The organism is Eubacterium sp. CAG:161 (assembly GCF_000432355.1).
Lineage (GTDB): Bacteria > Bacillota > Clostridia > Lachnospirales > Lachnospiraceae > Eubacterium_G > Eubacterium_G segne.
Genome location: NZ_HF991873.1, coordinates 36,880 through 62,544 on the forward strand (window position 1 = coordinate 36,880; position 25,665 = coordinate 62,544).

Here is a 25,665-nt window from a genome sequence, read left to right on the forward strand (position 1 = left end):
CTACAACCAGGGTGCATAGCAGCAATCCCTTCAGTAAATAGTTACCTATTCGTTTCGACTTTAATTTCCTCATAACTTGTCCCTCCTTCTTATCTTCTTTTAATAAGTTCCAGAATATCTTTTAAAAACGACACGATTTTTCTAGTTAAAGTATAACAAATGCATTCGTTTTTTACCCTGTACTCAAGGACAGGTTTTCGTTATTTTACTGAGAATTTCAATATGTAAACAAATATTTTCTGAACAAAGTGCGAATATTATTGAATTTTTTCCGGGCTACTCGGAATGATAAAGTTTTTATTTGTCACTGCGATTGCCAGCCGCGTCTTATTGGCATAACCGGTTTTTGACAAAATATTAGAGACATGGTATTTCACCGTCCTTACGGAAATGTTCATCCGCTCTGCGATCTCGCTGTACTCAAGCCCATCGCACACAAAGCGAAGCACTTCTATCTCTTTATTGGTAAATTCTGAACTATCCGCGAGACCAAGCTGTACGCTCGGTGTTTTATCTGGAAATACACTTTCCCCGTCCATCGTCCGATTGATCACATCAATCAATCGTTCAGGGCTAATATCCTTATACCAGAAGCTGTCTACTTTCGCCTCTCTTGCCCGCTGCAAATATCCGACTTCCACCATGGAAGTTACGATAATGATTTTTATATTTGGAAACTCTGCCTTTATTTCTGCTGCCGCTTCGATCCCATCTTTATTTCCGGCTGTGCATACGTCCATCAACACAAGGTCGATCCGCTGTCTTCTACATATAGCAAGGGCGACATCCGCCCCATTTACGCTTGCCGCAAACTCATAATTATTGCTCTCTGAGATGACCCTCTCCATATTTTCACGGGGCATTCTCTGATCCTCTACAATTAATACCTGTTTCATGCTCTCTCCTCTTGAAATGTAATCGTCAACGCAAAGTACGGAAATGACTGTATTCGCATTTCTCCACCATAGTCAAATACATGTCGGGAAATATTATACAATCCGCCTTTTGGAACGATCTCTTTATCCGGCGCTGCTCCATTATTTGTGATGCAAATGCTGTATTGATGATTTTCATTTTGCATCTTGATGGAGAGCTCTGTCGCACCGGCATGGCAGACGCCATTTGTCAGGCACTCGCGCATTGCAAGGATGCAGATACTAGCCAGTTCCTCTGACTCCGACAAATCTCCCACACACACCACTTCTACGCCAAGTGTCTTTGCATCCTGCAGAAATCTTTCAAAATCGCCTTCTTCCAGCGGATATTGGTTGTCGTTCCAGATTGCATTTACGGCGTGGCGAAATAAGCGCACCGCCTCTTTATCATCTGCATTCTCCTGTGTCAGACTCTGTCGGATCGCAGTCAGTCCGGCTCCCATCTGATCGTGAAGCTTTGTCTTTGCCGCAAGTACTTCTCGTTCACGTGTCAAGATTAACACATTATCCGACAGATAGCGGAGTTCTTTTGCTATTTCTTTTAACTGTTCGGTCTGCTTTGTCAGATTTATTTTTTCTTCATATTTTTTTGTAATATCCAGGAAAATAGCTTCTGTATAAGCCTTTCCTTTCCGGTCTGTCACTTCATTTTCCCGATAGCTCCATGCCTTCCCGTCAGGAAAAAGGTAGATTTCTTTGTTGTTAATCCGGCTCACGCCATAACGCTCACACAGGCACAGTGCCTCTTTTAATTCCTCTTGCTTTTGCAAATCTCTGTGAGCGATTGTTTGAAATAGGCGATACATCTGTTCATTGCAAAGTTTCACATATCCATCTTCTGTAAAATAACAGATTCCAATGGGCAATACATTCATCGCCTCTTTAATAGAATTCTGTCGGATTTTTTCTTTTCTTGTACGATGCAGCCAAAATCCTTCCCAGATAAGCAATCCATCGATCACACCGACGATGCACCACCAAATCCACAGTGAGACATCCGGCATTTGAAAATAAGCTGGTTTTCCTCGCTCTGCCTCGTAAGAATAGGCCAATGCATTTACAAGAAGAAACAAAAATACGAAGATTGCGATATTCATATGCCACTTTCGATTGTCGATCTTCATATCGTGGAAAACAAGAAGCAAGATCAAACTCGCCACGAGACTTAATAATATTGCCAGCATCAAAAATGTCTGCATTACGATTCACCTGCCTTTTCCACTGTAAATACAAATCGCCATATGCCATCTTCGCATGTGCAGGACTGTGCCATTTCTGAAAAACAGGCAAGATCGGTCTCGCTTTCGATCTCCATACAGAATAGAATATCTTCACTCTGACTGCGGAGCTTTATCCACACCGAAGCGCAGCTGTCTACACATTTTTCCACTACATTTTCAAAAAATTGATACATAACAACAGCATCTCTTACATAGATTTTCTCCCCTTCCGGGAATGAGCATGCGCAGTCAATATCTAACAATCGTAAACTGGAAAAGGATTCCTCTATACAGGCTTCCAGCTCGACGACGTCTGATACTTTTGATCTTTCTTCGATAAACTCTAGATTTCCGCGTCTTTTTATATATGTTCCAATGAGGCTGATTTTCACTAAAAGGATACGGCTTTTCTCCAGCTCTTCTTCCTCTTCGTAACGATTGAGCAATTCATTTAAAAGATTGATCTGTTTGGCAGTCTGTGTCTGCAGTTTGTCGAATAAGCGGTTTTTCTCACGCAGCATATTGATGGCTGCCTTCGTCTGATAATTTTCCTGCTCGATACAGTTACTTTCTTCGATCGTCTTTCTATTTTCTTCCATTCTCTCAAGAAGCTTAATAATGTCTTCCATATCTTCCTGCCAGAGAACATGACCGCCACGAATTGTTCGATTCTGGATCCGCGTCTTTTTATCGATCACCACATCCTTCTCCACCGCATCCTTCATCGTCTTTTTCGATAATGGCATTGCATTCGCAGACGCATAACAAACGTTGTAATTCTGATCCGTAATCTGAGCACCCAATGTACAGACTTCAAACAGTTGATCGTACCCAGTATTTGTCTGGATCAATCCGCAGCGCACACAGCTTTCCAGTATTCCAACGAAAAACAGACATAAGACAGCGGTAATGTCTCCGCCAATTTCCTGTACCCACGCCACACCGCTTATGAAGAGCACTGCATAGAGAACTGCAGCGCCGATCCCAAAAAGGGGAAGGTATTTCTTTTTCTGTGAATGCCTGCACTTGTAAATCATCAGAACAAAAGCAGTTAGAGCGCAGACTACTTCCCAAACCAACACCACATAATAGCCCCATCCGTATGTGTAATGACTATCTGACCACGCAGACCCTACCGGAAAAGAAAATACAAGCTGGTGCAAATCATTGGACAGCACAAGCAGAACTAAGACAGCTGTTGGAATATATACTCCTTTTAACCATTTAGGCAACCGATATTCTTCCGACTTTCCGAGAAAGAATGCTGCCTGCAATACTGCTACAGGAATGAACAACATCGGTATGTAATAGCTGTACCACAAGTAACGCGCGATCTGGTTATCCATTGTGAAAAAATATTTTGTCGTGCGCACAACAAACCAGAATATGATCAATTCTGCTATAAAAATCAATACATTCCGCACCGATTTCTGAATAACTCTTTTATAAATACTGATGCCCCATCCGATATATACTCCAACGTAGATCATTGTCCGCAGCATACCACATATAATGCGGAGCGAACTTATTTTTCCTAATCTGCGACAGAGCAATGCCGCGAGCATACATAGCAAAAAGAGCTGGATATTCAACTGTTCTCTGGATTCGTTTTTCTTTTTCATTAGCGTATTCAAATGTATTCCTTTACTGTATTATTCTATATTTTCTATCACTTCTATCTTACTATATTTGCACAGTTTCGACCATATGATAACGCATTTTATACCATCGCCATAACTACTGTTGACACGCTTCGACTTGTAACCGTTTCGATAATCATCGGATTCTGAACGTTGTGATTTTGAATACCCCAAATGGTCATCCATTTCAGCTTCCATCATTTCCTTGATTGTACCTCCAAGAAGATCTTTTAATGCATCCTGGATGTCTTCAGCTGTCTGGATGTCATATTCATCCAATAGCTGGTGGATGATGGCACGTTTGCCATCGGTCATTTGTACCTTGTGTACTTTTTTTCTTTCTCTTGCCATAATTAAGGCATCCTATAATAAATTTTATCATAGAAGGCCTATTAATTATATTTAAATATTAAATTTACAGAAAAACTTTCACAAAAAGCCCCTCTACTTTCTTGAGCAGAAATGCGCTTTTTTGCTTTTTTCACTATTAACTTTTATTTAATTTTAACTTTATAAGCTTTAGACCAACTAGAATTTAAAACCTTTCCATTATATAACTGAGAATTCTGTACTCGCACATATAATTTTTTCTTTTTCTTCAACTTAGAGTTTGAAAGCGTGAAACTGCACTTCTTAACTTTCTTGTCCAGAATTTTCTTTTTGAAATTTTTAGTTGTTGAAACCTGAACTCTGTAACCATATGATGAAGCTACTTTTAAAATTTTAATCTTTACCTTTTTTGCTTTTTTCTTCTTGTTAGCTTTCAAAACCTTTGATGGCTGAACCTGTATCTTAGCAAAATGGATTGTGGCATTTTTAAGTTCCTTATTATTGTCACTTATTCTAATTTTTAGCCAGCCCTGCTTTGAGCCTCCATAATATATGTCCTTAAAATTTTTACAGCCTTTAAAAACTTCAAATGATATATTCTGAACATTCTCCGGTATGGTAATACTTTTTAGTTCTGAATTTGCAAATGCATCATAGTCAATTTCTTTTACTGATGTTGGCAATACTATGTTTTCTGCCGGCACATTGGCAAACATATATGAACCTATCAAGGTTACTTTTGAACCTATGTTAATTGTCTTTAAGTTCTTACATCCTGCAAAAACCGGGCTCACCGTTCCTTCGCAGTTTACGGCATTAAAATTAACTGTACTTAATGACTCGCAGTTTTTAAACGCTTCAAAACTTATACGTGTTATCCCTTCCGGTATTGTAACTTTGCTAATTTTCGAGTTCAAAAAAGCATCATAATCTATCCCTTTTACTTCATAACCATCTAATGTTGACGGTATTATAACATCTGTTGCGCTGCCTAAGTATTTTTCAATAGTTGCATCTCCACTACTTAAAGAATACTCATACTCCCCACTTCTAATATTTTCCGCTTTCACTGTTCCTGAAATCATTCCCACTAACATCAATGTTACTATGAATGTAAGCACAATCCCTACATATTCTTTTGATTTTTTCATAAAAAACTCCTTTATACCTTCCTTTGATAATATAATTCTGCTATGTCTCTTAATGGCTATAACATTTTTTTGCTTATAACTCAATATTTTTAAGTCTAATTAAATAAGGTATTATATGTGTTGGTTTTATAGGAGTTTCCTGCTCTGACAACACTGTTGTTCCACCAAAGTCTGCTCCACCACCTAAAATTGTTGTTTCTCCAAAATCGGCTGCTACATCTGCATATGATTTTCTCGGTTGCATAATCACATTCTGCTGTGCATTTTGTACCGATTGTACATACGAATTTTTATTTTATACAGGTGATTGTGGTGCAACACTGTCTTGCATCTTAGGTGTTTCCAATCCCGGCACTGAGAAATTAGCTCCAGGAACTGAAAATGGTGCCTGAGTATTGTTCTTGCTCTTTTTATTTACATTGTTACTTTTTTTAGCTCCACTGTTTTTTTCTTGTTTTTGCTGTCTATATTTCTCCTTGTTTTCCTTGCTATAGTGCATCAGTAAATGAAACATAGATATCTCTTTTTCATCTTTTCCCTTTTTTCCGACATTAGTTGCGCCTTGCGGTACATTCATTGCTGACACCGGAGGTTGTACTGGTGGTACAGATATTCTGTTATCGGGTATGTTCTGTCTTACAACAGGTTCTTTTTGTATCGAATTTACCTTCGGCTGTTGTACACTATTCGCATCAGTTCTATTAACTATCGGCTCAGCTTTTTGTGTCTGAGAAGAAATATTAGAATTTTGCTTTTGTACATTTATGTTTTGTTTTTTACTTGATTGTGTACTGACTGATTCTAACTGTATATCTGACAATAACTGTTTAAAATTATATACATTAAAAGATGAAGAACTGTTTAAAAAGTTCATCAGTTTAGCAACATAATCACAGTTTTCAGTCTGATCAAATTGATTTGAATATTGGGCGATACCTCTTTTTCTTTTTCAATTGGTGTAAAATTGGTGTACTAGGGTAAAAATAAGGCTCTCCCACTACTGGGAAAGCCTTTAAAAATCATTGTTTTACTCTACTGTGTATGGCATTAATGCGATATTTCTTGCTCTCTTAACAGCTGTTGTAAGAGCTCTCTGGTGTCTTGCACAGTTTCCTGTCATTCTTCTAGGAAGAATTTTACCTCTTTCAGACACGTATCTCTTTAATGTTGCTACATCTTTATAATCAATTGCTTTATTTTCATTTGCACAGAATGCACAAACTTTTTTTCTTCTACGACCGCCTCTTCTTCTCATTGGAGAATCTGGTCTCTCGCTCTTATTGTATGGCATTTTTTACCTCCTTAAATATTCTCTCTACTATATACTAGAGACTACTAAAAATTGAATGGTAAACCTGAATCATCCACATTATCAGGGATGTTCATAAATCCATCACCTGCAGGAGCTGTCGGTGCTGATGCTGCAGCAGGCTGCTGTGCCTGGAATCCTGCATTATCAGATGCTGCCTTACTCTCAGCAAATTCCTGATTTTCTACAACTACTTCTGTAGTGTATACTGTCTTACCATCCTTATCCTGATAGCTTCCTGTCTGAATACGACCCTCAGCTACTATTTTTGTTCCCTGATGGAAATACTTTTCTGCAAATTCACCACTTCTTCCAAATGCTACGCATCTGATAAAGTCTGCTGACTGCTCTCCATCTCTTTTAAATCTTCTGTCTACTGCTAATGTATATCTTGCAATAGCCAACTGTCCGTCACCAGATGTAGAATATCTGACTTCCGGATCACGGGTCAAACGACCCATTAATATAACCTTGTTCATATTATACCTCTCTTATGTCTCAAATTATGCTTCTACAGCGACACACATAAATCTGATAACATTTTCCATAATACGAAGCTGGCTTTCTATTCCGCTTGGAGCGTCTGTGTTATCAGTATCAAAAGTAATGAAGTAGTAATATGCTTCTGACATCTTCTGGATTTCGTAAGCTAATTTTTTCTTTCCAGCATCGTCAATGTTAGCAATAGTACCGCCGAATTTTTCAACAAGAGCTTTTACCTTCTCTAATTCAGCTGCTCTTCCTTCATCATCAAGTTTCGCACTAACAACAACTGTTAATTCATATTTGTTCATGCTTTTACCTCCTTCTGGTCTCTGGCTTTTTCCTTATGAAAAAGCAAGGATTATTAATATTTCACAAGTAGACATCATAACATAAAAAAGCCCTTATAGCAAGGGCTTTTTCCGGTTTATTTATTAAATTATTTATTAAATTTCCATTATTTACTGTAAATTTAACTTTCTTTTAAGCATAAAGTTTGTAATTGCAATATATACAGCAATCTGTATTATGGATAGCACTAAGGAAAATGTCATTAACGGTTGGAAAAACGCATCTCCCATATCGGCATTATTAAGTGCATCAAGATTGCTTCCAAAAATTGCCACCATGGCTACTGATGAAATTATCTGCATTATAAAGTAAATTATAAGGTAAGCCACAAAAGCTCCCAATACCTTATTTTTACCTAATGTCTGACCTATGCTAAAGCACGCATATCCCATAACAATAGCACTGTAACAGCCTAACAAAAGTACAAATATAAGCTCGACCACATATCCCGTATATCCAAATTCCTGCATTTCCTTAATACCAAGCTCAATGCCCTCTTTAACACTGTTTAAAATTTCATTGTGACCTAATCCTAAAATTGTAACCAGCAAAACAGCTACCACTGCACTAATAACCATCCATGCAAAACCTACTATGGATTTTCCGGCAATGTGCTCACCCATTCTTACCGGAAGAGTAAACGACAAATATCCTTCATCTTTAAGCATATTGTCATAAAATCTTTTTATTACCAGCACAAAGGAACCTAAGAATATAGCTATAATTCCCAACACAAAGGCGATAATAGTTACCATGGTAATCATATTTAAAACGGTATTATCCACTTTAAACACCGTCTGAACTTCTACTATACCTTTTAATATTAAAGTTATTACCAATACAACGCCATATAATGCAGCAAACATTCTGGCAGTTGACTTGAATTCATGTTTTATCAATTTTCCTAACATCTGAATACCTCCCTAAATACTTCATCCACTGATTTTCCGTATTCTTCTCTTATTTCATCTACTTTTTTGTGCATAACCAGTTCGCCGTTTTTTATCATTACCACATCATCTAAAACCTTTTCTATATCAGAAATTAAATGTGTTGAAATTATAACTGCCGCTTCCGGATTATAATTTGAAATAATAGTGTTTAATATGTAATCTCTGGCTGCCGGATCCACCCCACCAATTGGTTCATCTAAAAAGTATAATTTTGCCTGTCTGCTCATTACCAGAATAAGCTGTACCTTTTCCCTGGTTCCCTTAGACATGGTCTTTAATTTGTCATTAGGATTAATGTTAAGTTTTGAAAGCATATCATAGGCTCTGTTTTCCTCAAAGTCACTGTAGAAATCCTTGAAAAATTCAATAACATCTTTTACCTTGGAATGAACATCTAAGTAAGTTCTTTCCGGAAGGTAAGAAACTATCTTCTTTGTTTCAACTCCCACTTCCTTGCCATCAATATAAAGCTCACCGCCATTTTTAGTAAGTAGTCCGTTTGCCAGCTTTATAAGTGTGGTTTTCCCACTTCCGTTTGGTCCAAGAAGCCCTACAATCTGTCCACTCTCAATTTGTAAATTGAGTCCTTTTAATGCCTGATTTTTTCCATAATTTTTTCTCAAATCCTTACATTCAAATAAAATGCTCATTTGCTGTCTCCCTCCTTAATTATATCTATTATCTCCTCTTTTTTATATTTAAGTTCTGTCATTTTTTCCAGATATTCCGTGGTATATTCTTTTGCTCTGCTCTTTCTTATCTGGTTTAATATTTCCACATTATCTGTAACACATCTGCCTGATGTGCGATTGGTAATAATAAGACCTCTGCTTTCTAACTCAGTCATGGCTCTCTGCATGGTATTAGGATTCACCGATGCCTCTGCCGCCAGTTCCCTTACAGACGGTATCCTACTACCTGTTTCATATTCGCCTGTGACAATCTTCTGCTCAATCTGCTCTAAAATCTGTGCATATATGGGTCTGTCATTTCTAAATTCCCATGCCATTATTCTTCTCCTTTCTGTATTATTGTATTAAGTGCTTAATACAATAATACATCTTGATTAGAATTTGTCAATAGTTTTAGCAAAATTAACTTTTTAACACTCATATCATGTTATTGTTTCCCAAAAAAAACGTAGAAGAAATTTAGATTCATGTCCTAAATATTTCCTCTACGTTTTTAAGTGTTTTTAAGCAGTCTTCTAAGCCGGTTGTCTCTCGGCAAGCTGCTTCTTTAATTCCTCTATTTCTTTTTCATATTTGTCTAATCGGTTCTGCTTTTAATCCTCACATCACAGTGTCTTTATTACATCTTATATTGATTATAATACATATGTTTTGTTATGTTGTCAACCTATTTTTATTTCATTTATATATTTTTTGTGTATTTGCATATTATAAAAAATAGGAACAGATTTGCAATTTTCAATCTTCATGCAACTCTGTTCCTATTATCTTAACTTATAACTTTTTTCACGCTTTTCTCAAATGCTTTTCTGGGAATCATAACTATTCTGCCACATCCCCTGCATTTCAGTTTAAAATCCGCTCCTGTTCTTATAACCTCCCACTCATTTGTACCGCAGGGATGTCCTTTTTTTAAAGTGACTATATTTCCAATAACGTAATCCATTAATTTACCACTCTCCCAATTCCTACAATATATTTTGTATTGTTGCTGCTCATTGTCTGACCACCTTTTTCAACAACCTGTCCGTTTCCTGCGTACATTGCCACATGATATATATCAAGAGTACGTCCCGGGGTACTATATTTTACTGCATTATTGTAATCTCCATAAAAAATAAGGTCTCCCGGCTTCATATCATCAGTTCCTGTATAACCAAAATAAATAATCTGATTTTTGCTGTACAGGTAATCAAACAACTCTCCTGCCGAATATGCCCATTTAGAACTGCCTAATTTTTTCTGATAATTATTGTATGCCTTATATCCCTTCCAAACCAGCGCTGAACAGTCATAATATCCACTTTTCATTCTTTTTGCCTGACTGTACTTCCAATGATTTACTATATAATTAGCTCTATCAATGATTGTCTGCATTCCTGTTGCAGAAACCTCTATTCGGAAGCTTTTTGTGTAATCTCCCAGCTTTACATCTATATATGTAACACCTGACCTTACACCTTTAACTGTCCCATCAGATTTAACCGTGGCAATCTTTCTGTTTCTTGATGTGTATTGCGGAGTGATACCCTCTGCTCCCGACACTGTTATTTTAGTTGTCTTTTTCTTTTGGATGCCTGCTGCACCACACGTTACTATTGCATTATATGTAACATATTTTATTTTTATGACTTTGCCATCTATTGTCACTTTAATGGTACCGCTTCCCTCGCTTAGACCTGTAACAGCCATTTTATCATGAAAAATCTGAACCGATGCCGCTTTTTCATTACTATTACTAACTGATATGGTGCTAAACTTGTTTAATCCTGTAAAAGTTACATATTGCTGTCTGTTATTTCCTACACCCTTTCCATAAAGTGTAAGTTTACTCTTGTCCGCGGCAGGAGTTGTTACAAAAACATAACTGGTATATTTACTTACTTTTCCCGACTTATTAGTAACCTTTGCCGTAACAATTGCGGTTCCTGCTTTTAATGTATTTGCATCTGTTGTTATCAGACTTCCATCTCTTTTTTGAGGCTTAGACAAAACCGTTTTGTCAGAAGAACTCCATACGCATTTTTTTATGTTATTCTCATTAATATTATCAATTTTAAAGGATATGGCTTTATTACTTACCCAACAGATATTATCATAAATAACCGTTCCTCTTTTAGTTATTCTTCTGATACCTGTTGCAGATTTATTGTATATCCAGTCAGGGCTTGTAGCCTGCTCATCTGCTGATTGAACCTGTACAGTGCACTTTGAAAATGCTGTTGCAGTTTTTGCGGTAATAGTCACTGTTCCCGGATTAACTGCTGTTATAAGCCCATTATTATCAACAGTTGCTATATTGTTGTTTTCTGATATATACGTTACCTTACTGTTTGTTTCTGCCACAAGATGAAAAGTATTATTTTCAACCAAAGTAACATTTTGTGAATTTAACTTAATTTGTCTGTCCGGATCCGGCACATTAATTTTGCAGGAATAGGTTTTATTCTTATATTTAACATATATAGTAGCATTACCTGCATTTACAGCCCTTACCGTACCTTTTTTAGAAACAACTACCGCATATTTATTAGTGGTCTTCCAAGTTGTTTTTGCACCTTTCGGAGCATTTTTTAACCTTAACCTGGTTTTCTTTCCCTTAGTCAGTTCCATATTAGTGCTCGAAAGATACACTGTGCTTTTTGCCTTTATATTTACTTTCGGCAAATATACGCTAAAGCTCATTACAATACACATTATTAGTGCTAAACTTTTTAAGAGTTTCTTATTCATTCTTAACATTATTAACCTTCTTCCATGATTGTATGTTTCTTATTGCTGTATCATCATTTGTGTCATAATATATTTCAATTTGCTGCCCCTGACTTATAAATACAAGAGTTTCATCATCAGCAAATTTTTCTTTATAAACATTGCCTTCCTTATCTGTAATGTACACATATGTTTCATCTGCCATATTTATATATTTTATTTCTTTAACCTCAATAAGGGCACTTTCATATATTTTTGACAAATCTTCCTGCTTATCAGATAAGTTTACACCATTTTCCCTAAGAAGTTTTCTATAGGTTGCAAGGGTATCCTTCTGCGTCAGCCCCGTTGCAACTATGCTATATTTTTTTACATCAACAAGGGCATACTGTTTTACCAGATTTCCCTTATCCTTTAATACCATAAAATAAGTTGGTCTTCCATCAATATTAATAAGGGACGGAAACGCCGCATCATATCCTAAATTCTGAACCTGTCCCTCTGCCGCTTCCATTGCAGAAAATTCTTCAGCACCTGCCACATTAAAGTAACTTGCCTTTCCGGTTCTGGCATTTACCATTACAAATCCTATGTTTGATGAGTCATCAATAACAGAGGTTACTCCTGTGTAAATCCACACATCATTGTCAATGACCTTGTATCCATAATCCGCCGTGGTTTTCTTACAATCCTTCTGTCCTATTATGCTGTTGATAAATCCATCTGCTAACATTCCATGCCAATTGTATTTAGTTTCAATTAAATCTCCATCATAAACTCTGTCAACCCACTGCGGAACTTCGTCTAATGAATACTTTTTGCATTCTCCTGTACACGGATTGCATATTACCACACCATTTACGTCATAACCTCCAAAAAGTCCTATTTTTGCAGTCATTGTAGGGCAGATATAATATGGATTTCCCTCTTCATCTACCTCAAAATAATATCCTTCAAATATTGCTGTTGGATATTTAAATCTTAAATGTCTTTGAAGATTATCATTAAACCATCCTGATGTTGTGTACTTAATAGCCTGTTTTAATTTAACATAATTAGCCTCAAATTTAACGGCGTCTACTAACACGTACCCCGGAATGCCGTTTTTTCTGTTATTAAACCACTTGAAAAATCCGGCATATTCTAAAGTTGCCACCTTCATCGGCTCGCCATTTAATGCAATCTGGCTGTAGTCTTCATTTATCTGATACTGGCTGACTACATCTGACAATGCACCTATTGCCCTTTGTCCCACTACTCTGGCACTTCCTGTATCCATAAGGGCAATGTCATTTATTGTTTCCGACGGTTTTATTATATTTTCAAATTTTGTATTTTCTATGTCCATTATGGAAGCATATCTTTTTGCGTTAAAAATTTTTGCCGATACAAGATTTCCTATTAGCACCGCCAACACCCCTAACACTAAAATTATTCCTACAATTTTAGTGATTGCATTGTATTTTAATTTTATATTATTCTTTCCTTTGGTTTTAAATGTAAGAACAAAAAATACAAGGAGAAAGAATCCCTGAAACTCCCAAAATTCCATGGAATGGATATTAAACGCCGGAATCATTACATAAAATGCCACAAATTCTATTGCTATTGTTATTATTAGGCTTACAATTAATCTTTTTATATTGACTTTCCCCTTTACGGCAAAACTCTGGTTATACATCAAGTTGCTAAATATATTCATAAAAAACTCCTTATGATTTTCTTTCATTATGCAAAAGATTCCACATGAAAATTTATGTGAAATCTTTTGTGTCTGAAATGTCTTAAGTATTATAATACTCTCACATTCCTATTTTATAAATTTTACTTTCTTTTTCACAGTCCAGGTGCCATAATATTTCTTTTTACCCTTCACTATGTATGCCCTTGCTCTGACATAATATACTTTTTTTGCCTTTAAAGCTTTTATTGTACAGCTTGTCTTCTTAATATTTTTAGTAATTGTTAATTTCTTGACAAATTTAGCTGAGGTAGATATCTGCACCTGATATCCTGAAACTTTTTTAACCTTTTTCAGAGATATTTTTGCCTTTTTGGCTTTTTTCTGTTTAACAGCTTTTTTTATTGCAGTCTTTCCCACCTTAACCTTTTGAGCAGCTGTCGTTGTAACTGACTTAGTTGTAGGAACAACTGTAGTCGGTTTTATCGTAACCGGCTCTGTTATAATAGGCTTAGTTGTCGGTGCCTGTGTTGATGCTTCTGACTCTGTTTCATCCTTTGTAGTTGGTGCCACTGTAACAGGTTCTGTTGTAACCGGCTCAATATCCTTTGTGGTCGGAACTGCTGTAGGTGTAGTCTCCACTTCCCTGTAAAGAGTTATTGATGTTTTTGCAACATTAATGACTCTTTTCGCTACTACAGACTGATTTCCATCAGCTGTTGATACCCAAAACTTTATTGTATACTTTCCTTCTTTATTAAATGTTACATGCACTTTCTGTTTTGTTGTATCCTTAAATACTATTTTTGAAGTAAACTGTTCCACATCATTCCACTTGCCATTTTCATAGTATTCAAATCCTGATACCGGGTAATCACCTGTTATTTCTATATGTCTTATTGCCTTTAATCCTACACTGTCTGATGGGTAATATGCTATTTCAAATTCCTTTGATGTTCCTAATTCATAATTACCTAAAAGCTTGCCATTTGTTATTCCCACATTCCATGGAGCATTATCATCTCCCCAGTTGCCATCACCTGCTGCCACAACAGGAATAGCCAGTGTAACCAATAAAGTAATTGTTAAAATAATTGCAATTATTCTATTCTTCATATACTTTCCTTTCATGATTGTTATTTGCCACAACTTCCTAATTTTATTTTATCTATGTTCACAATAGTAGTCAAGAAAAAAAGCACCCAGAAACTCTGAGTGCTTTCTCTAGAGGCGCAAACCAGATTTGAACTGGTGATCAGGGTGTTGCAGACCCGTGCCTTACCACTTGGCTATTGCGCCATATTTTTAGAACCACTTTATTATAACAAGGGTTCTTAATATCGTCAAGGCAATTTTGCAAATACAATTACATTTCGCCATAACATCAATGACTCCAAGGGGATTTGAACCCCTGTTACCGCCGTGAAAGGGCGGTGTCTTAACCGCTTGACCATGGAGCCATAGTGGATTAACCACTTTAACAGCCTTTATAATGTATCAGATAGAATATATTTTGTCAATAAAATTTATATATTTTACTTAAGAAATTTCATTTATGGATTTTCCTTATAAAATCCTCTCTATAATTTATATTGAAAAAATCCCTGTAATAAACTTCTGTATTATATTATTGTCATAAATAAAACTTAATATGCCATTATCTGAAATTGCCTTACAGACTGTCTGTCCCCACTGTGTTGAACTAAAAGCAGTTACAACAATGCAGGCTATCCATATGATGATTACGGACTCTGCCAATCCAACTAATGCTCCGCCTGCTGCATTAAATGTGCTAATCACCGGAAGCCTTGCAACAATATCCAGAACATTTATTAATATCTTAAGTAAAACTGATAATCCAATATAAAGTATTATAAATGCTACAGCACCTACTATCATATCTGCCAGCGATGCCGATATGTATGCAGAAAATGAATCTACTTTAAAAGAATTGTAGCTTTCTTCAGTATTATTTTGTTTTAAACTCTTTCTAATTTCTTTAGGAAGAGGTAAACCATCAATTATTTTCTGTTGTGCACTTACACCTGTCTGAGTCATATTTTTAGTTGCCAAATTAACATTATCATCAACATATTTTCCAATACTGGACGTAATCTCAGTATATACCGGTGTTGCCTTAAGTAATTGCTTAACTGACGGTGTTAAAATATTTATCAAAAATAAAATAACTATCATTGATAACAGTGAAAAAGCCATTCGTATAAGACCTTTTTTCAATCCTGTTAATATCATAATAATAGAAAAAACTCCAACTGCTACTAACAATATATTTCCCATATCTGCCTCCTTACTGGTATACAGACACATTCTCTCATTCTGTACCTAATTCTACTTTAATTTCACTTTTTGTACTTTTGAATTGCCCATTATTAAGAATGTTTTTTTACCATCCACCGGGATTATATCATTAATCTGTCCCTTAAAGGTATAGGTAAATTTTTCCACTCCTCCAAAAGATACTATTTTACAATTCATGTCATCATACATTAATACATTTTCTCCGGAAAATGTTACGTTATTATATAACACAGAGGTTTCCGCCCCCATAACTCTTTTGCCTCTTAAATTATAAACTTCTATTCTATATGGCTTTTTACTATTGGCATTTTTTAAAACAAAACCTACATAATTGTCACTATAAAAAACCTTCTGAATCTCATCCTTAAACTTCTTTTCGCACTTAACAGACGGCTTATCTCTCATACTATAAACTGTGAGAACATTTTCTCCCACGGCTATTGCCACATTGTCAGAAATAAACTTAACCATCGGCACCAGAGTTTCTCCATATTGGTCAAATTCTCCCACCATCATATCTGAAGCATTCTGTCCGGCACTTGAAAAGTTGTAGAATAAAACTTTATTCTTCATAACTCCGCCGTTTACTGTAACATACGACACCACCATCTTACTTCCCTTTTCAGATATGGAAAAATTAAGGGGATATCCATTTTCCCGTAACAATGTCTTGTGGGAAATAAGTTTCTCTCCATCCTTATCATATACTTCTATATAATTTGCATTTTTATCTTCCAGTAATGCGGCAACAACTCCCTGGGATGCCACCTCTAACTTCACAATAGGATAGCTTGTTGACGCGTGCCCTACCTTACCATCTTTATTATAAATAAAAATGTCATTTGTATTTTTATCTGCAACGGCAATGTAATCGTCACAAATATCCACAATAGGAGATTTCATCTCAAAGGATTCATCCCATACAGTCTCCGTCCCATCAATATAGGATATTCCATCACTACTATACTTTATGACAAAATCTCCATATGCCTCATATCTGCTATCTTTTCCGCTGTCTACTTTAAGTGAATCTATCACCTTATAATTATCAAATGTCTGATACTTTTTATAAAAGAAAATACCGATAATAACTGCCAACACTGCTACAACTGCAAGTACAACACCTATTCTGATTTTCCTGAAAAAAGATTTAATCTTTACTAATATATCTGCTATTTTATTATTTTTCTTAAACTTTCTTACTTTTTCGGAATATTCCTGTGCCACATTTTCACTTCCCATTGTATAATCTTCAATAATTTTTTTGAAACTATCTACGATTATACAATATCTCATAAAATATCGCACTACCTTTTTAACATTTATGGTAATAATATTTTCTGACCTTCCACGATAGTGTAATCATCATCTATATCATTATATTCTTTTATCTCATCTACCATTTTACTTGTTCCATAATACTTCATGCTTATGTCATAAAGGGTCTGACCTGCCTTAACTACATGGCTTTTTCCTGAATATGAACTGTTTACGACTGTTTCTGTAGTATCTGTTTTTTCATCATTCTTTGTTTCTGAAATGACAGTTTCTTTGTTTTCACTAACCTGACTTTCTCCGTTATCATTTTTTTCTTTCCGGGTCGTCTCCGGGGTTGTTTCACTATTTAATATTTGATTAACTGCCTGAGCTTCCTGTTTCATATCAAAGTTTGACAATGTCTGCTTTATATTTTTTAATTCACCATAATTGTTTAGCATGACAACTGTAGATAACAACAATGCTATTATAAGAATACCACTGACACCATATGCCATTTTCCCCTGTCGTATAACTGTATCCTGTCTTTCTTCCTTAGCTATGTCTCTGAAACTTTTTGCGCTATCAATTGCGGGTACCGGCGCTTTATTTCTTTTTTGATTTGACTGTCTTTTATTTTCAGGTTCATTTAACTTTATGTTATTAATTTGCCTGTCCTCTTTTTTAGCTTCACTTTTTGTCTGCTGAGCACTATCTATTGAAGATTTTCCATTATTAATACTTTTTACATACTTCTTCATTTTTTCATTTTTTTCATAATAGATATAGTATCCCGGCTGTTTTTCCAGACTTCCCTGCTCATAAATAAAGAAATTATCTTCTTTCTCGGTTCTGTCGCTTAAAAAACAAACCTTGTCATTTCCGGCAAAATTATCAAGATGCACCTTTTTTATTCCGTTCATATCGTCTGTAACTCTATAAGGAACCGAAACAAACCATCCTACAATGTTCATCTTGTCAAAGTACTTTTTTATGTTTGAATATACTCCTGACCAGATATCATCGTTAAATATAAGACTGTTTTCAATTATGTCCAAAACCTCTACCATGGCTTTAACAAATATGTATGTGTTTCCTCTTCCTTTTTTCACTTCACCAAGTAAAACACCATACCTTATGTCCTCTTCATTTTGAGTTTTTTTCTTTAATTGTGTTAAAACATAATCTTCTACATATATTTTTTTATTAGAATCGTTGTTTCCTATCTGGCGTATATTTTTAGGTAATTTTACCTCTCCCTGCTCTACCGGTTCTTTGCCATTATATACCATTTCTATCATGAGACCTCCTCCTTCTTCATATTACCTGTAAATATTAGCACAGAAGGGGTGTATTAATTTGTCAAATCAATGCCTTAATGTCACTAAACTTTACGACAAATACCTCAATATAAAAACAGCGTTTTCTCTCTTTTTACAAAAATCAAATTATAAGTCCACAACCTGACCTAAAACTTCTCCTATTGGCTGGTTTATAACAATATCTGCATAGCAGTCTCTAGCAGTGGTACTTTTATTTATTAAAACAAGCTTGTTTCCTTTATAGTAATCAATCAGACCTGCTGCCGGATATACTGCAAGGGAAGTTCCCCCTATTATCAATACATCTGCATTGGCAATGGCTCTTACGGAATTATTTAATATTTCCTGGTTAAGCCCTTCTTCATACAATACAACATCAGGTTTAATAATTCCGCCACACTCACATTCAGGTATTCCTGTTGAATTATACACATAATCAAAATCATAGAATTTTCCACATTTTTCACAGTAATTTCTATGAACTGAGCCATGCAATTCGTAAACTACTTTGCTTCCTGCCGCCTGATGCAATCCATCAATATTCTGAGTTACAACAGCCTTTAATTTTCCTTCCTTTTCTAGTTTTGCCAGTGCATAATGTGCCTTGTTAGGCTTTACGTCAGGAAACAACATCTTATCTCTGTAAAATTCAAAAAATTCCCTTGTTTTTGTTCTAAAAAAGGTATGACTTAATATAGTTTCCGGAGGATATTTGTACTTCTGATTATAAAGTCCATCTACACTTCTAAAATCAGGTACTCCACTTTCCGTAGAAACTCCCGCTCCACCAAAAAATACAATATTATTGCTATTTTCAATTGTCTCTTTTAATCTTTTTATATTTTCTTCCATTGGAAAACCTCCTTTATCACACTAGTTTATGTCAATTACCATCATTATATCATTTTAGTTTCTGCTACTCCACTATAAAGTCCATATCTGCTAATGTAATTTTATCACCTTTTGATATTTTTTCTTTCCTTCCCGGCTCTAGTTTTTTTCCATTTATAAAGGTTTTGTTTGTAGAATCCATATCTTCAATAAAAAAAGTATTATTCTTCTTTATTATTTTAGCATGCACCCTGCTTATTACATTTTGATCTATTACATAATCGCATTTTAATCTGCTTTTACCTATTAGAAAAGGGAATTTATCAGGGTGTATTAACATATCTTTCTGCTCTAAGCTTCTAAGAATAATCGTCTCCTCATAAAGCACTGTAGTTTCATAATAATTATCTTCTTCCTCCGCTGCTTCATCACCATTAAAATTATATATGTTTTCTTCCTCACTTACAGCGATTTGTTCTAACTGCTCACTACTTAAATAATTGCTTTTTCGCCTGAAAGATGAAAATATTCCTTCAAACCATCTCTTTTTTTCAGGTGTTTTATCCTGATATTCATCTATGTTTTGATTAACTCTAGTCTCCTGTATTTCATTATCTTTCCTGTGAACTTCTGACTGTGCCTCCACTTTTGTACAGTTTAATATGTCTACCATAGTGAAATCTTTGTTATTTGTAACCTGTTGTATTTCATATGCCATTACTACTGCATCTTTATCATCATAATCAATTAATTCCAGAATTTTCTCGTAAATATTTCTTATTCCGCCATACATATCATTTTCAAAAAAAGGGAGTAAACAAAATTCGTACCTTTTAGTGTTCCTATTAAAGAAAATAAATTCTGTATCTAAAATTACACACTCCATTCCAATAAGATATTTGCCAAGTTCATCAGAAAGAGACTTCATATCCTCTACAAACTGTCTTAAATTTTTAGCTGATGCCAAATGAACAGCAAACATATCCTTTATTGCAGTCTTTGAGGTTATATCATAATGAATTTCTTTTTCATTATTTACATATTCTAAAGTCATAGGAACAATACCCTCTATTTTATTATTAAGAATCATTTTTGACTTATAATCATTTTCACTGTCACCTATATTCTTGATTATCATTACATTTCTGTCTGCATGCTTTTCATAGGATACATCCATTACTTTTTTCCTCTTTTCGACTCCAATTCTTCTAATAAAACCCTGCTTCCATACATAACCTCTTTGGATATTCTTTGGGGAATATGTATTATTTGCCTGTCACCTGAATTAACTATGATATTAATCATGTTCACATTACCCTTACCCTGTAAATCAATAGCTATTTCATAACTATCTAATCCTTTTGAAATCTTGATTTTTGGTGTTGCCACAAAAAGCGGCAAACCTTTAATACTGTTTTCTACGTCCTTTTCATCTATATTACCAAAACTGTACTCCATCCCAATCCTGTATGCTCCGCTTCTTACTTCCACAATATCATGTACATACATAATCATATAAAATAACCCACTTAATATAAGTAACACTATAGGAAAAACCAAGGCTGTCTCTATTGTAAGCTGCGCTTCTTCCTGCCTCCTTAAGTGCCTATTCAAGTTCCTGTTTAAGTTTCTTTTCATATACCTGCATCACCTCTGTATTATTAAAAATACCACCTCTCCCATTAATAAAAATGGAAGAAAAGGTAATTTTGTTTTAAGTTTTGTTTTCTTTATTATTACGCCTGTTATTCCTGTAGCTGACATTATTAAAAAAGATAATAAAACTATTATTAGCATACTTTTACTGTTAAAAACACATCCTGTCATTAGTATCGCCAGTCCATCACCTAATCCCATAATCTTTTTGGATATAAGGCATATAAGTACCAGTAGCACCGACAGTCCCACACCCAATGCATAGTGTTTAAAATCTCTTTTATAAACAGTTGCATTAACAATAATTCCACAAGCTGATGCCATTATAAACGGCATTATAAATACTTTTCTGTACTTAAAATCCATTATGGCACCTGATATCAACACCGGTAATGATATAATAGTTTCAATCATTTTATTCCTTTCCACAACTACTGCATGCCGGCATATTTGTTACACTTTCCTTGTCTGTTGCTATAATATTTCTTACTATTCCACTACATGTAAGACTCAAATGATACCTGTTTCCATCTTCCGCAATAAAAACCTTTGTGCCTGATTCTGGCTTTTTGGTTACACATATTCCACATTTGCTGTATTTTTCTCCGTAATTGTTTCTAAGCCCTTTTACAGATGCATAAGATGTACTGCTAATTGACAGTGCCAGATGACTGCACTCCTTCGTTAAGTGATACACTTTTCCATTTTGAGTTATGTAAACTATATTCTGACTTTTTGTTATGTCACTTCCTGTCCAGTCCCTAACCATGCTTCGTTGTTTTATGGCTATAGTCCTGTCTAAAAAAGATGTTTTTAAAACATAATTAAGTCTTATATCTGTCACATCATCAATTCCATTATTTTCATATATGGAACCTTTAACCTTGTTCCACATATCATTTTCAGTTATTTTATTCTTGTTTTCCTCAATTTCCGTTTTTATTTTCTTTAATGTATCATTATAGTCCGTCACTTTATCTGCCAGTTGAACATAAAATTTGCTTTTAGCAGTAATCAATGCTATGTTATTTAATTTCATTTGTACCGAAAACTGTGTGCTTACCATAATTAAAAAACTTACCATAAAAAGCACCATACCTATAAAAACCGTTAATGCCATTGCCGCTTCTATACTGATACTTCCAGGGGAGGTAAATGAACACGCCCTTTTTCGTTTTTTTAAAAGGTATATATGAGATCTTTGTACTTGGAGATGAGCACTGTATTTTTGCTTATTTTTATTATATTTTCCGAAAAAGGGCATGTTCATTTACCTCCATTATTTTTAATATTTCATATCACATTTAACTTTATATGTATAAGAACCATTACTTTCATTTAGATTATTTAACACCCATGGCATTGCCACAAATAACGGTTCTATCTCATATACTGCTTTAAACTTCATACCTGAAAAACACTTACTCATTTGAAATTTACTGTTGTATTTCTTTTGTATATTTAATTGAATAAGATCCATTATTCTAAAAAGGCTTTTGTTTCCATCTGCAATCATCATCAACATCATGCAATATTGTTCATAATTTAAACTTAATTTTTTGCTATTTTTATCATTCTTAATGCTTCCTCCTAACAGATTTTTAATGTCTGTTTTCCAACTGATTTTATCCTTTATGAAAACTACTTCGTTTCCCTTTAAGAGACCTTTCACATCCGTTACTGCCTCCCCCAGGGACCACGCCTCTATTAAAACCGCCTTTATTACCGGCTCTAAAAAAGGTAATCCTATGGCTGTAGCCGCCGATGATGCTATAAAAGTCAATTGGCTCATTTTAACACTATCTGTTAAAAGATATCCTAAATTCATAACATTTCTTATTCCCACTATTTTTTTAACAACTTCCGTAAGATTTTCCCTATCACTACTTTTTCCGCTTATTATGTACTCCATTTCGTAGCTTAAATCATGGTCTTTTATTTTATTAATGTAGTTACCAAATTTTCTTTTACCATACAATGCCAGCAGTGCCCTGTCAGTTAAATCTGTTTTGCCGTTTTTTTCTGTATTTTCTTTTTTTGATGGCAGATTTAAATCAGATATAGATGCATTTGATATATCAGATACGTCATCTGTTACTAACGATAATAGTCCTTTTTGTAATAATTCTTTAGCACTTTCATAAATAGACTTATTTCTATTATCTTCCTCAGTAATCTGATTTTCTTTTAAAGATTCTGTTTCATTAATATAATTATGTAATAATGACATGGAGCTGTTTAAAATATTAATGTTTTCCGGAACAATACTTTCTAATTTTGAAACATCCAGTGCCTTTTCCTCTTGTAGTATGCCCACCATTTTTTTCAGTATTAGCGTATTTTCCTCAACAAAATCTTTTTCGCCGGATGTATATCCACTTTCCCTAAGATAGGCTGCTTTTTTTCCCTCGTAGTCCTTTCCCAGGTCTATGGCTCTGCTAATCATACCCGCTTTCTTATCAAGTATTTTTCTCAGACTTCTATACTTTTTTTCAACCTTATCATTGTCTTTAGAGCTTACATTTCTCTCTATTATCCGGCTAACCGCATTAATTAATTTTTTCTCTTTTTCAACATCCTTAATTTTAACAATTAACTCATCAATATCCTTTACAAGATTTTGCAGCTCCTTACTATCATTTTCAGATATTTTTTCATCGAACACATCTGCAACTGAATCTGTCTTTTCGTCGCTGCGTTTCTCGTATTTGTTAAATAATTTAATTAACTCCTCTGCGGCTGTTGCTCCTGCAGCATATTTCGTATAGGAAGCTATTTGAGACAAAAGCGGCTTTTCGCCGTTATCCGTAACATATTCCACCTTGTCCATTTCTATGTTTTTAAGCCTTGTGGACATAAAATTAGTTCCCATACCATTTAAATCTGCCATGTTTATATTAGCTTGTATGTACTTTTTCAGTTCTTCTTCAGTATTCTGATTTTCCCATACAAGTAATAATCCATATTCATCAAAAACCTGCCTTGCATATCCCGCCATTACAGAATCAGCTGCCATATACGTAAAACTTTTGCTTTCCGAATATACAACGTTAATTCGTCCGCTTTCTGAAACAACACTTATAAACAACATTACTGCTACCATGACAATGCTTAAATATATGGATATGCTTCCTTTGGTTTTTCCTGAAATAATTTTTTTAATCTTAAAATGACTTAATCTGTGTTTTAATAGATTTATAAACACCATCTGCCACTCCTGAAATTTGATTTTTAAACACAAGGGCTAGTCCCACTAACACTAATATAATAAGCACTACTTCTATTACCCCCATTCCCTTTTCGTCCTTCCAGAAGGTTCTTTTCCAATATCTTGAGAAATTTTCCATAATATATTTAAAACTATTGTTCATTTACTCCTCCTTATAAATTCATTGATAAAAATGCCGGAACCATTATAATTGCCATGGCAACAATCAGCATTACAATCATTGGTCCCATTAATTTTGTTGAGATTTTCCCTCCTGCCTTTAGCATGGTATTTTTCTTTTCTATCATTGAGCTTTCCAGTTCATTTTCTAATACCACAGTCATGGCATTTGTCCCCCTTCGTATATTTTGTTCTATAATTCCCGATAATTTCACATAACAATGTAATCCACAGTTTTTTCCATAATTATTAATAGCTGTAATTTCCGATACGCCACTTTTCATTTGTATTAAAGAAATCTCTAGTTCTTCATAAGCATATCTTAACATTTCATGATATTCTTTTTTATCTTCCTTATAACCCGATACTATTTTCTCTATGGCACTTTTTACCGAAAGACCTGCATTATGATATAAAAGAAGTTTATTTACTATTTCCGGATAATCTTCTAATAACTGTTCATTTCTATCCTCAATTTTATCTTTTATGTCCCTGTCTTTAAAAAAGAACAATGCCACTGACAATATTAATCCTATTGTTACTACAACATAGCTGTTTTGCCCTTTAGAACTATAATATTTAACCTTTTTGCCATCTATTTTTTCCGGCAGATTTACCTGGCTGTCATATACATCCTGATTATCAACATATGACTGGACCTCCCTTTTAGCATCACTCTCTCCCTGATGTGGATATACATTTACTGAAAAAACATACTCTAGTGTAACCTTTTCATAGGTCATTATTGCCGTAAGATAAATTAATTCTCCCTCTTTATCTACATTACTACTTATTTTTCCATCATAATCTATTATGTCAGAATCGCTTATTTCCCAGCTGACTAATATATTTTCCTCGCCAATGCTTCCTACCAGATTTAATGGCTTTGTAACATTTTGGGCATTATCATTTTTCCCCAGAGCCTTTTGAACCAATTCCTCCTGATACCCCTTTATGATTTTTAATATCTCCTCATCCTTTAATTCTTTCTTCCCTACCTCTAATTCTATTGGTTTTATTGCCCCTGAATCATCTTCATAATAAATGTTATAAACCTCATCATCTATGCTATCTCTTTTCACTGATGTAATAGGTTCATTGCTTTCGCTACCGGATATTTCTATTCCCAATCCCAACACTACCGCCAAAATACCACATAAAATGCAATAGGAAACCTTGTTTACAATATACAAATATTTTTCTTTTTTGATATCTTCTTTAACACTTATCTTTCTTATTGCTTTATTTAAAGAATTTCCTTTTCCGGCGTAAGCTATGGGAAGCTTATCCACCATAAACATAGCCATACCAAATAATGCCTTTAAGGGATAATCCTTTCTGTTCATATTTTTTCTTAACTTTTTCCTGTAAAAAAATGTAGATGTATAAAATATGGTAATTAACACTATTGCAATGACATATATTTTTATCATTC

27 protein-coding genes, 2 tRNA genes and 1 pseudogene are annotated in these 25,665 nt (G+C 34.7%); all 30 read right to left on the reverse strand.

From position 1 onward, the window contains the following. Positions 1 to 257: 257 nt before the first annotated feature. The 30 genes and pseudogenes from Q5O30_RS09275 to Q5O30_RS09420 all read right to left on the reverse strand — a co-directional run bounded on the left by Q5O30_RS09275 (position 258) and on the right by Q5O30_RS09420 (position 25,663). A complete protein-coding gene (locus Q5O30_RS09275; protein ID WP_021953472.1) occupies positions 258 to 896 on the reverse strand; it encodes a response regulator transcription factor in 639 nt (212 codons plus the stop codon). Beyond that, the gene (locus tag Q5O30_RS09280; protein ID WP_021953473.1) at positions 893 to 2,134 is read right to left on the reverse strand and encodes a hypothetical protein; all 1,242 of its coding nucleotides are present in this window, start codon (positions 2,132 to 2,134) and stop codon (positions 893 to 895) included. Before Q5O30_RS09280 ends, Q5O30_RS09275 begins: the two co-directional genes overlap by 4 nt. Continuing rightward, the gene (locus Q5O30_RS09285) at positions 2,134 to 3,777 is read right to left on the reverse strand and encodes a histidine kinase N-terminal 7TM domain-containing protein (RefSeq protein WP_118589495.1); all 1,644 of its coding nucleotides are present in this window, start codon (positions 3,775 to 3,777) and stop codon (positions 2,134 to 2,136) included. Before Q5O30_RS09285 ends, Q5O30_RS09280 begins: the two co-directional genes overlap by 1 nt. A gap of 108 nt (positions 3,778 to 3,885) precedes the next feature. After that, positions 3,886 to 4,146, reverse strand: a pseudogene (locus tag Q5O30_RS09290) (transposase); the annotation flags it as partial. A gap of 143 nt (positions 4,147 to 4,289) precedes the next feature. Further along, positions 4,290 to 5,276, reverse strand: coding sequence for a leucine-rich repeat domain-containing protein (locus Q5O30_RS09295; protein ID WP_021953476.1), 987 nt, complete (start codon positions 5,274 to 5,276; stop codon positions 4,290 to 4,292). Positions 5,277 to 5,349: 73 nt separating this feature from the next. Continuing rightward, the gene (locus tag Q5O30_RS09300) at positions 5,350 to 5,520 is read right to left on the reverse strand and encodes a hypothetical protein (protein WP_021953477.1); all 171 of its coding nucleotides are present in this window, start codon (positions 5,518 to 5,520) and stop codon (positions 5,350 to 5,352) included. 51 nt (positions 5,521 to 5,571) lie between these two features. Beyond that, the gene (locus Q5O30_RS09305) at positions 5,572 to 6,150 is read right to left on the reverse strand and encodes a hypothetical protein (RefSeq protein WP_021953478.1); all 579 of its coding nucleotides are present in this window, start codon (positions 6,148 to 6,150) and stop codon (positions 5,572 to 5,574) included. Positions 6,151 to 6,303: 153 nt separating this feature from the next. Next, a complete protein-coding gene (gene rpsR, locus Q5O30_RS09310) occupies positions 6,304 to 6,567 on the reverse strand; it encodes a 30S ribosomal protein S18 (RefSeq protein WP_021953479.1) in 264 nt (87 codons plus the stop codon). Positions 6,568 to 6,611: 44 nt separating this feature from the next. Then, entirely contained in the window at positions 6,612 to 7,064 is a 453-nt protein-coding gene (locus Q5O30_RS09315; RefSeq protein ID WP_021953480.1) for a single-stranded DNA-binding protein, read from the reverse strand. A 24-nt stretch (positions 7,065 to 7,088) separates the two neighbouring features. Then, positions 7,089 to 7,379 (reverse strand): 30S ribosomal protein S6, encoded by a 291-nt coding sequence (rpsF, locus tag Q5O30_RS09320; RefSeq protein ID WP_021953481.1) that lies wholly within the window; start codon positions 7,377 to 7,379, stop codon positions 7,089 to 7,091. 150 nt (positions 7,380 to 7,529) lie between these two features. Next, positions 7,530 to 8,330, reverse strand: a complete 801-nt coding sequence (locus Q5O30_RS09325; RefSeq protein WP_021953482.1) for a hypothetical protein — start codon at positions 8,328 to 8,330, stop codon at positions 7,530 to 7,532. Continuing rightward, positions 8,324 to 9,022, reverse strand: coding sequence for an ABC transporter ATP-binding protein (locus Q5O30_RS09330; RefSeq protein ID WP_021953483.1), 699 nt, complete (start codon positions 9,020 to 9,022; stop codon positions 8,324 to 8,326). Before Q5O30_RS09330 ends, Q5O30_RS09325 begins: the two co-directional genes overlap by 7 nt. Then, complete coding sequence (locus tag Q5O30_RS09335; protein ID WP_021953484.1) at positions 9,019 to 9,381, reverse strand: GntR family transcriptional regulator; 363 nt, start codon at positions 9,379 to 9,381, stop codon at positions 9,019 to 9,021. The genes Q5O30_RS09330 and Q5O30_RS09335 overlap by 4 nt, the downstream gene beginning before the upstream one ends. Before the next feature lie 452 nt (positions 9,382 to 9,833). After that, positions 9,834 to 10,010 carry a DUF951 domain-containing protein gene (locus Q5O30_RS09340; protein WP_021953485.1) on the reverse strand — a complete coding sequence of 59 codons (177 nt, stop codon included), beginning with the start codon at positions 10,008 to 10,010 and terminating at the stop codon, positions 9,834 to 9,836. Next, a complete protein-coding gene (locus Q5O30_RS09345) occupies positions 10,010 to 11,806 on the reverse strand; it encodes an Ig-like domain-containing protein (protein WP_021953486.1) in 1,797 nt (598 codons plus the stop codon). The genes Q5O30_RS09340 and Q5O30_RS09345 overlap by 1 nt, the downstream gene beginning before the upstream one ends. Then, positions 11,790 to 13,478, reverse strand: coding sequence for a hypothetical protein (locus tag Q5O30_RS09350; RefSeq protein ID WP_021953487.1), 1,689 nt, complete (start codon positions 13,476 to 13,478; stop codon positions 11,790 to 11,792). The genes Q5O30_RS09345 and Q5O30_RS09350 overlap by 17 nt, the downstream gene beginning before the upstream one ends. Before the next feature lie 108 nt (positions 13,479 to 13,586). Continuing rightward, the gene (locus Q5O30_RS09355; RefSeq protein WP_021953488.1) at positions 13,587 to 14,573 is read right to left on the reverse strand and encodes a hypothetical protein; all 987 of its coding nucleotides are present in this window, start codon (positions 14,571 to 14,573) and stop codon (positions 13,587 to 13,589) included. Between the two features lie 112 nt (positions 14,574 to 14,685). After that, positions 14,686 to 14,756: transfer RNA gene (locus Q5O30_RS09360), tRNA-Cys, on the reverse strand. Between the two features lie 89 nt (positions 14,757 to 14,845). Then, positions 14,846 to 14,917 (reverse strand) — tRNA-Glu (locus Q5O30_RS09365). A 127-nt stretch (positions 14,918 to 15,044) separates the two neighbouring features. Then, positions 15,045 to 15,755 carry a CvpA family protein gene (locus tag Q5O30_RS09370; RefSeq protein ID WP_021953489.1) on the reverse strand — a complete coding sequence of 237 codons (711 nt, stop codon included), beginning with the start codon at positions 15,753 to 15,755 and terminating at the stop codon, positions 15,045 to 15,047. Between the two features lie 51 nt (positions 15,756 to 15,806). Next, positions 15,807 to 17,072 (reverse strand): DUF5711 family protein, encoded by a 1,266-nt coding sequence (locus tag Q5O30_RS09375; protein WP_021953490.1) that lies wholly within the window; start codon positions 17,070 to 17,072, stop codon positions 15,807 to 15,809. A gap of 26 nt (positions 17,073 to 17,098) precedes the next feature. Next, entirely contained in the window at positions 17,099 to 18,334 is a 1,236-nt protein-coding gene (locus Q5O30_RS09380; RefSeq protein WP_021953491.1) for a LysM domain-containing protein, read from the reverse strand. 147 nt (positions 18,335 to 18,481) lie between these two features. Next, positions 18,482 to 19,207, reverse strand: a complete 726-nt coding sequence (locus Q5O30_RS09385) for an NAD-dependent protein deacylase (protein WP_021953492.1) — start codon at positions 19,205 to 19,207, stop codon at positions 18,482 to 18,484. A 64-nt stretch (positions 19,208 to 19,271) separates the two neighbouring features. Then, positions 19,272 to 20,363, reverse strand: coding sequence for a DUF6382 domain-containing protein (locus Q5O30_RS09390; RefSeq protein WP_021953493.1), 1,092 nt, complete (start codon positions 20,361 to 20,363; stop codon positions 19,272 to 19,274). Further along, positions 20,363 to 20,824: a TadE/TadG family type IV pilus assembly protein gene (locus tag Q5O30_RS09395; RefSeq protein ID WP_021953494.1), complete on the reverse strand. Its 462-nt coding sequence runs from the start codon at positions 20,822 to 20,824 to the stop codon at positions 20,363 to 20,365. Before Q5O30_RS09395 ends, Q5O30_RS09390 begins: the two co-directional genes overlap by 1 nt. Positions 20,825 to 20,833: 9 nt before the next feature. After that, positions 20,834 to 21,271, reverse strand: a complete 438-nt coding sequence (locus Q5O30_RS09400; protein ID WP_302674678.1) for a prepilin peptidase — start codon at positions 21,269 to 21,271, stop codon at positions 20,834 to 20,836. Further along, positions 21,258 to 21,962 carry a hypothetical protein gene (locus tag Q5O30_RS09405; RefSeq protein ID WP_147365745.1) on the reverse strand — a complete coding sequence of 235 codons (705 nt, stop codon included), beginning with the start codon at positions 21,960 to 21,962 and terminating at the stop codon, positions 21,258 to 21,260. The genes Q5O30_RS09400 and Q5O30_RS09405 overlap by 14 nt, the downstream gene beginning before the upstream one ends. 165 nt (positions 21,963 to 22,127) lie before the next feature. Next, positions 22,128 to 24,050 carry a DUF5702 domain-containing protein gene (locus Q5O30_RS09410; protein ID WP_021953497.1) on the reverse strand — a complete coding sequence of 641 codons (1,923 nt, stop codon included), beginning with the start codon at positions 24,048 to 24,050 and terminating at the stop codon, positions 22,128 to 22,130. Continuing rightward, complete coding sequence (locus Q5O30_RS09415) at positions 24,007 to 24,213, reverse strand: Flp1 family type IVb pilin (RefSeq protein ID WP_021953498.1); 207 nt, start codon at positions 24,211 to 24,213, stop codon at positions 24,007 to 24,009. Before Q5O30_RS09415 ends, Q5O30_RS09410 begins: the two co-directional genes overlap by 44 nt. A gap of 10 nt (positions 24,214 to 24,223) precedes the next feature. After that, complete coding sequence (locus Q5O30_RS09420; protein ID WP_021953499.1) at positions 24,224 to 25,663, reverse strand: immunoglobulin-like domain-containing protein; 1,440 nt, start codon at positions 25,661 to 25,663, stop codon at positions 24,224 to 24,226. Between the last annotated feature and the right edge of the window lie 2 nt (positions 25,664 to 25,665).

Excerpts from the sequence above, each read along its gene's own strand:
- Q5O30_RS09280 (WP_021953473.1), bottom strand. The coding sequence starts at position 2,134 with ATGCAGACATTTTTGATGCTGGCAATATTATTAAGTCTCGTGGCGAGT.
- Q5O30_RS09415 (WP_021953498.1), bottom strand. The coding sequence starts at position 24,213 with ATGAACAATAGTTTTAAATATATTATGGAAAATTTCTCAAGATATTGG.
- Q5O30_RS09355 (WP_021953488.1), bottom strand. The coding sequence starts at position 14,573 with ATGAAGAATAGAATAATTGCAATTATTTTAACAATTACTTTATTGGTT.
- Q5O30_RS09420 (WP_021953499.1), bottom strand. The coding sequence starts at position 25,663 with ATGATAAAAATATATGTCATTGCAATAGTGTTAATTACCATATTTTAT.
- Q5O30_RS09385 (WP_021953492.1), bottom strand. The coding sequence starts at position 19,207 with ATGGAAGAAAATATAAAAAGATTAAAAGAGACAATTGAAAATAGCAAT.
- rpsR (WP_021953479.1), bottom strand. The coding sequence starts at position 6,567 with ATGCCATACAATAAGAGCGAGAGACCAGATTCTCCAATGAGAAGAAGA.
- Q5O30_RS09325 (WP_021953482.1), bottom strand. The coding sequence starts at position 8,330 with ATGTTAGGAAAATTGATAAAACATGAATTCAAGTCAACTGCCAGAATG.
- Q5O30_RS09340 (WP_021953485.1), bottom strand. The coding sequence starts at position 10,010 with ATGGATTACGTTATTGGAAATATAGTCACTTTAAAAAAAGGACATCCC.
- Q5O30_RS09330 (WP_021953483.1), bottom strand. The coding sequence starts at position 9,022 with ATGAGCATTTTATTTGAATGTAAGGATTTGAGAAAAAATTATGGAAAA.
- Q5O30_RS09390 (WP_021953493.1), bottom strand. The coding sequence starts at position 20,363 with ATGGATGTATCCTATGAAAAGCATGCAGACAGAAATGTAATGATAATC.
- Q5O30_RS09410 (WP_021953497.1), bottom strand. The coding sequence starts at position 24,050 with ATGGTGTTTATAAATCTATTAAAACACAGATTAAGTCATTTTAAGATT.
- Q5O30_RS09275 (WP_021953472.1), bottom strand. The coding sequence starts at position 896 with ATGAAACAGGTATTAATTGTAGAGGATCAGAGAATGCCCCGTGAAAAT.
- Q5O30_RS09295 (WP_021953476.1), bottom strand. The coding sequence starts at position 5,276 with ATGAAAAAATCAAAAGAATATGTAGGGATTGTGCTTACATTCATAGTA.
- Q5O30_RS09405 (WP_147365745.1), bottom strand. The coding sequence starts at position 21,962 with ATGGCATTAACGGTTTTTATAGGTATGGTGCTTTTTATGGTAAGTTTT.
- Q5O30_RS09335 (WP_021953484.1), bottom strand. The coding sequence starts at position 9,381 with ATGGCATGGGAATTTAGAAATGACAGACCCATATATGCACAGATTTTA.
- rpsF (WP_021953481.1), bottom strand. The coding sequence starts at position 7,379 with ATGAACAAATATGAATTAACAGTTGTTGTTAGTGCGAAACTTGATGAT.
- Q5O30_RS09375 (WP_021953490.1), bottom strand. The coding sequence starts at position 17,072 with ATGAGATATTGTATAATCGTAGATAGTTTCAAAAAAATTATTGAAGAT.
- Q5O30_RS09305 (WP_021953478.1), bottom strand. The coding sequence starts at position 6,150 with ATGAACTTTTTAAACAGTTCTTCATCTTTTAATGTATATAATTTTAAA.
- Q5O30_RS09380 (WP_021953491.1), bottom strand. The coding sequence starts at position 18,334 with ATGATAGAAATGGTATATAATGGCAAAGAACCGGTAGAGCAGGGAGAG.
- Q5O30_RS09300 (WP_021953477.1), bottom strand. The coding sequence starts at position 5,520 with ATGCAACCGAGAAAATCATATGCAGATGTAGCAGCCGATTTTGGAGAA.
- Q5O30_RS09370 (WP_021953489.1), bottom strand. The coding sequence starts at position 15,755 with ATGGGAAATATATTGTTAGTAGCAGTTGGAGTTTTTTCTATTATTATG.
- Q5O30_RS09285 (WP_118589495.1), bottom strand. The coding sequence starts at position 3,777 with ATGAAAAAGAAAAACGAATCCAGAGAACAGTTGAATATCCAGCTCTTT.
- Q5O30_RS09350 (WP_021953487.1), bottom strand. The coding sequence starts at position 13,478 with ATGAATATATTTAGCAACTTGATGTATAACCAGAGTTTTGCCGTAAAG.
- Q5O30_RS09315 (WP_021953480.1), bottom strand. The coding sequence starts at position 7,064 with ATGAACAAGGTTATATTAATGGGTCGTTTGACCCGTGATCCGGAAGTC.
- Q5O30_RS09395 (WP_021953494.1), bottom strand. The coding sequence starts at position 20,824 with ATGAAAAGAAACTTAAACAGGAACTTGAATAGGCACTTAAGGAGGCAG.
- Q5O30_RS09345 (WP_021953486.1), bottom strand. The coding sequence starts at position 11,806 with ATGTTAAGAATGAATAAGAAACTCTTAAAAAGTTTAGCACTAATAATG.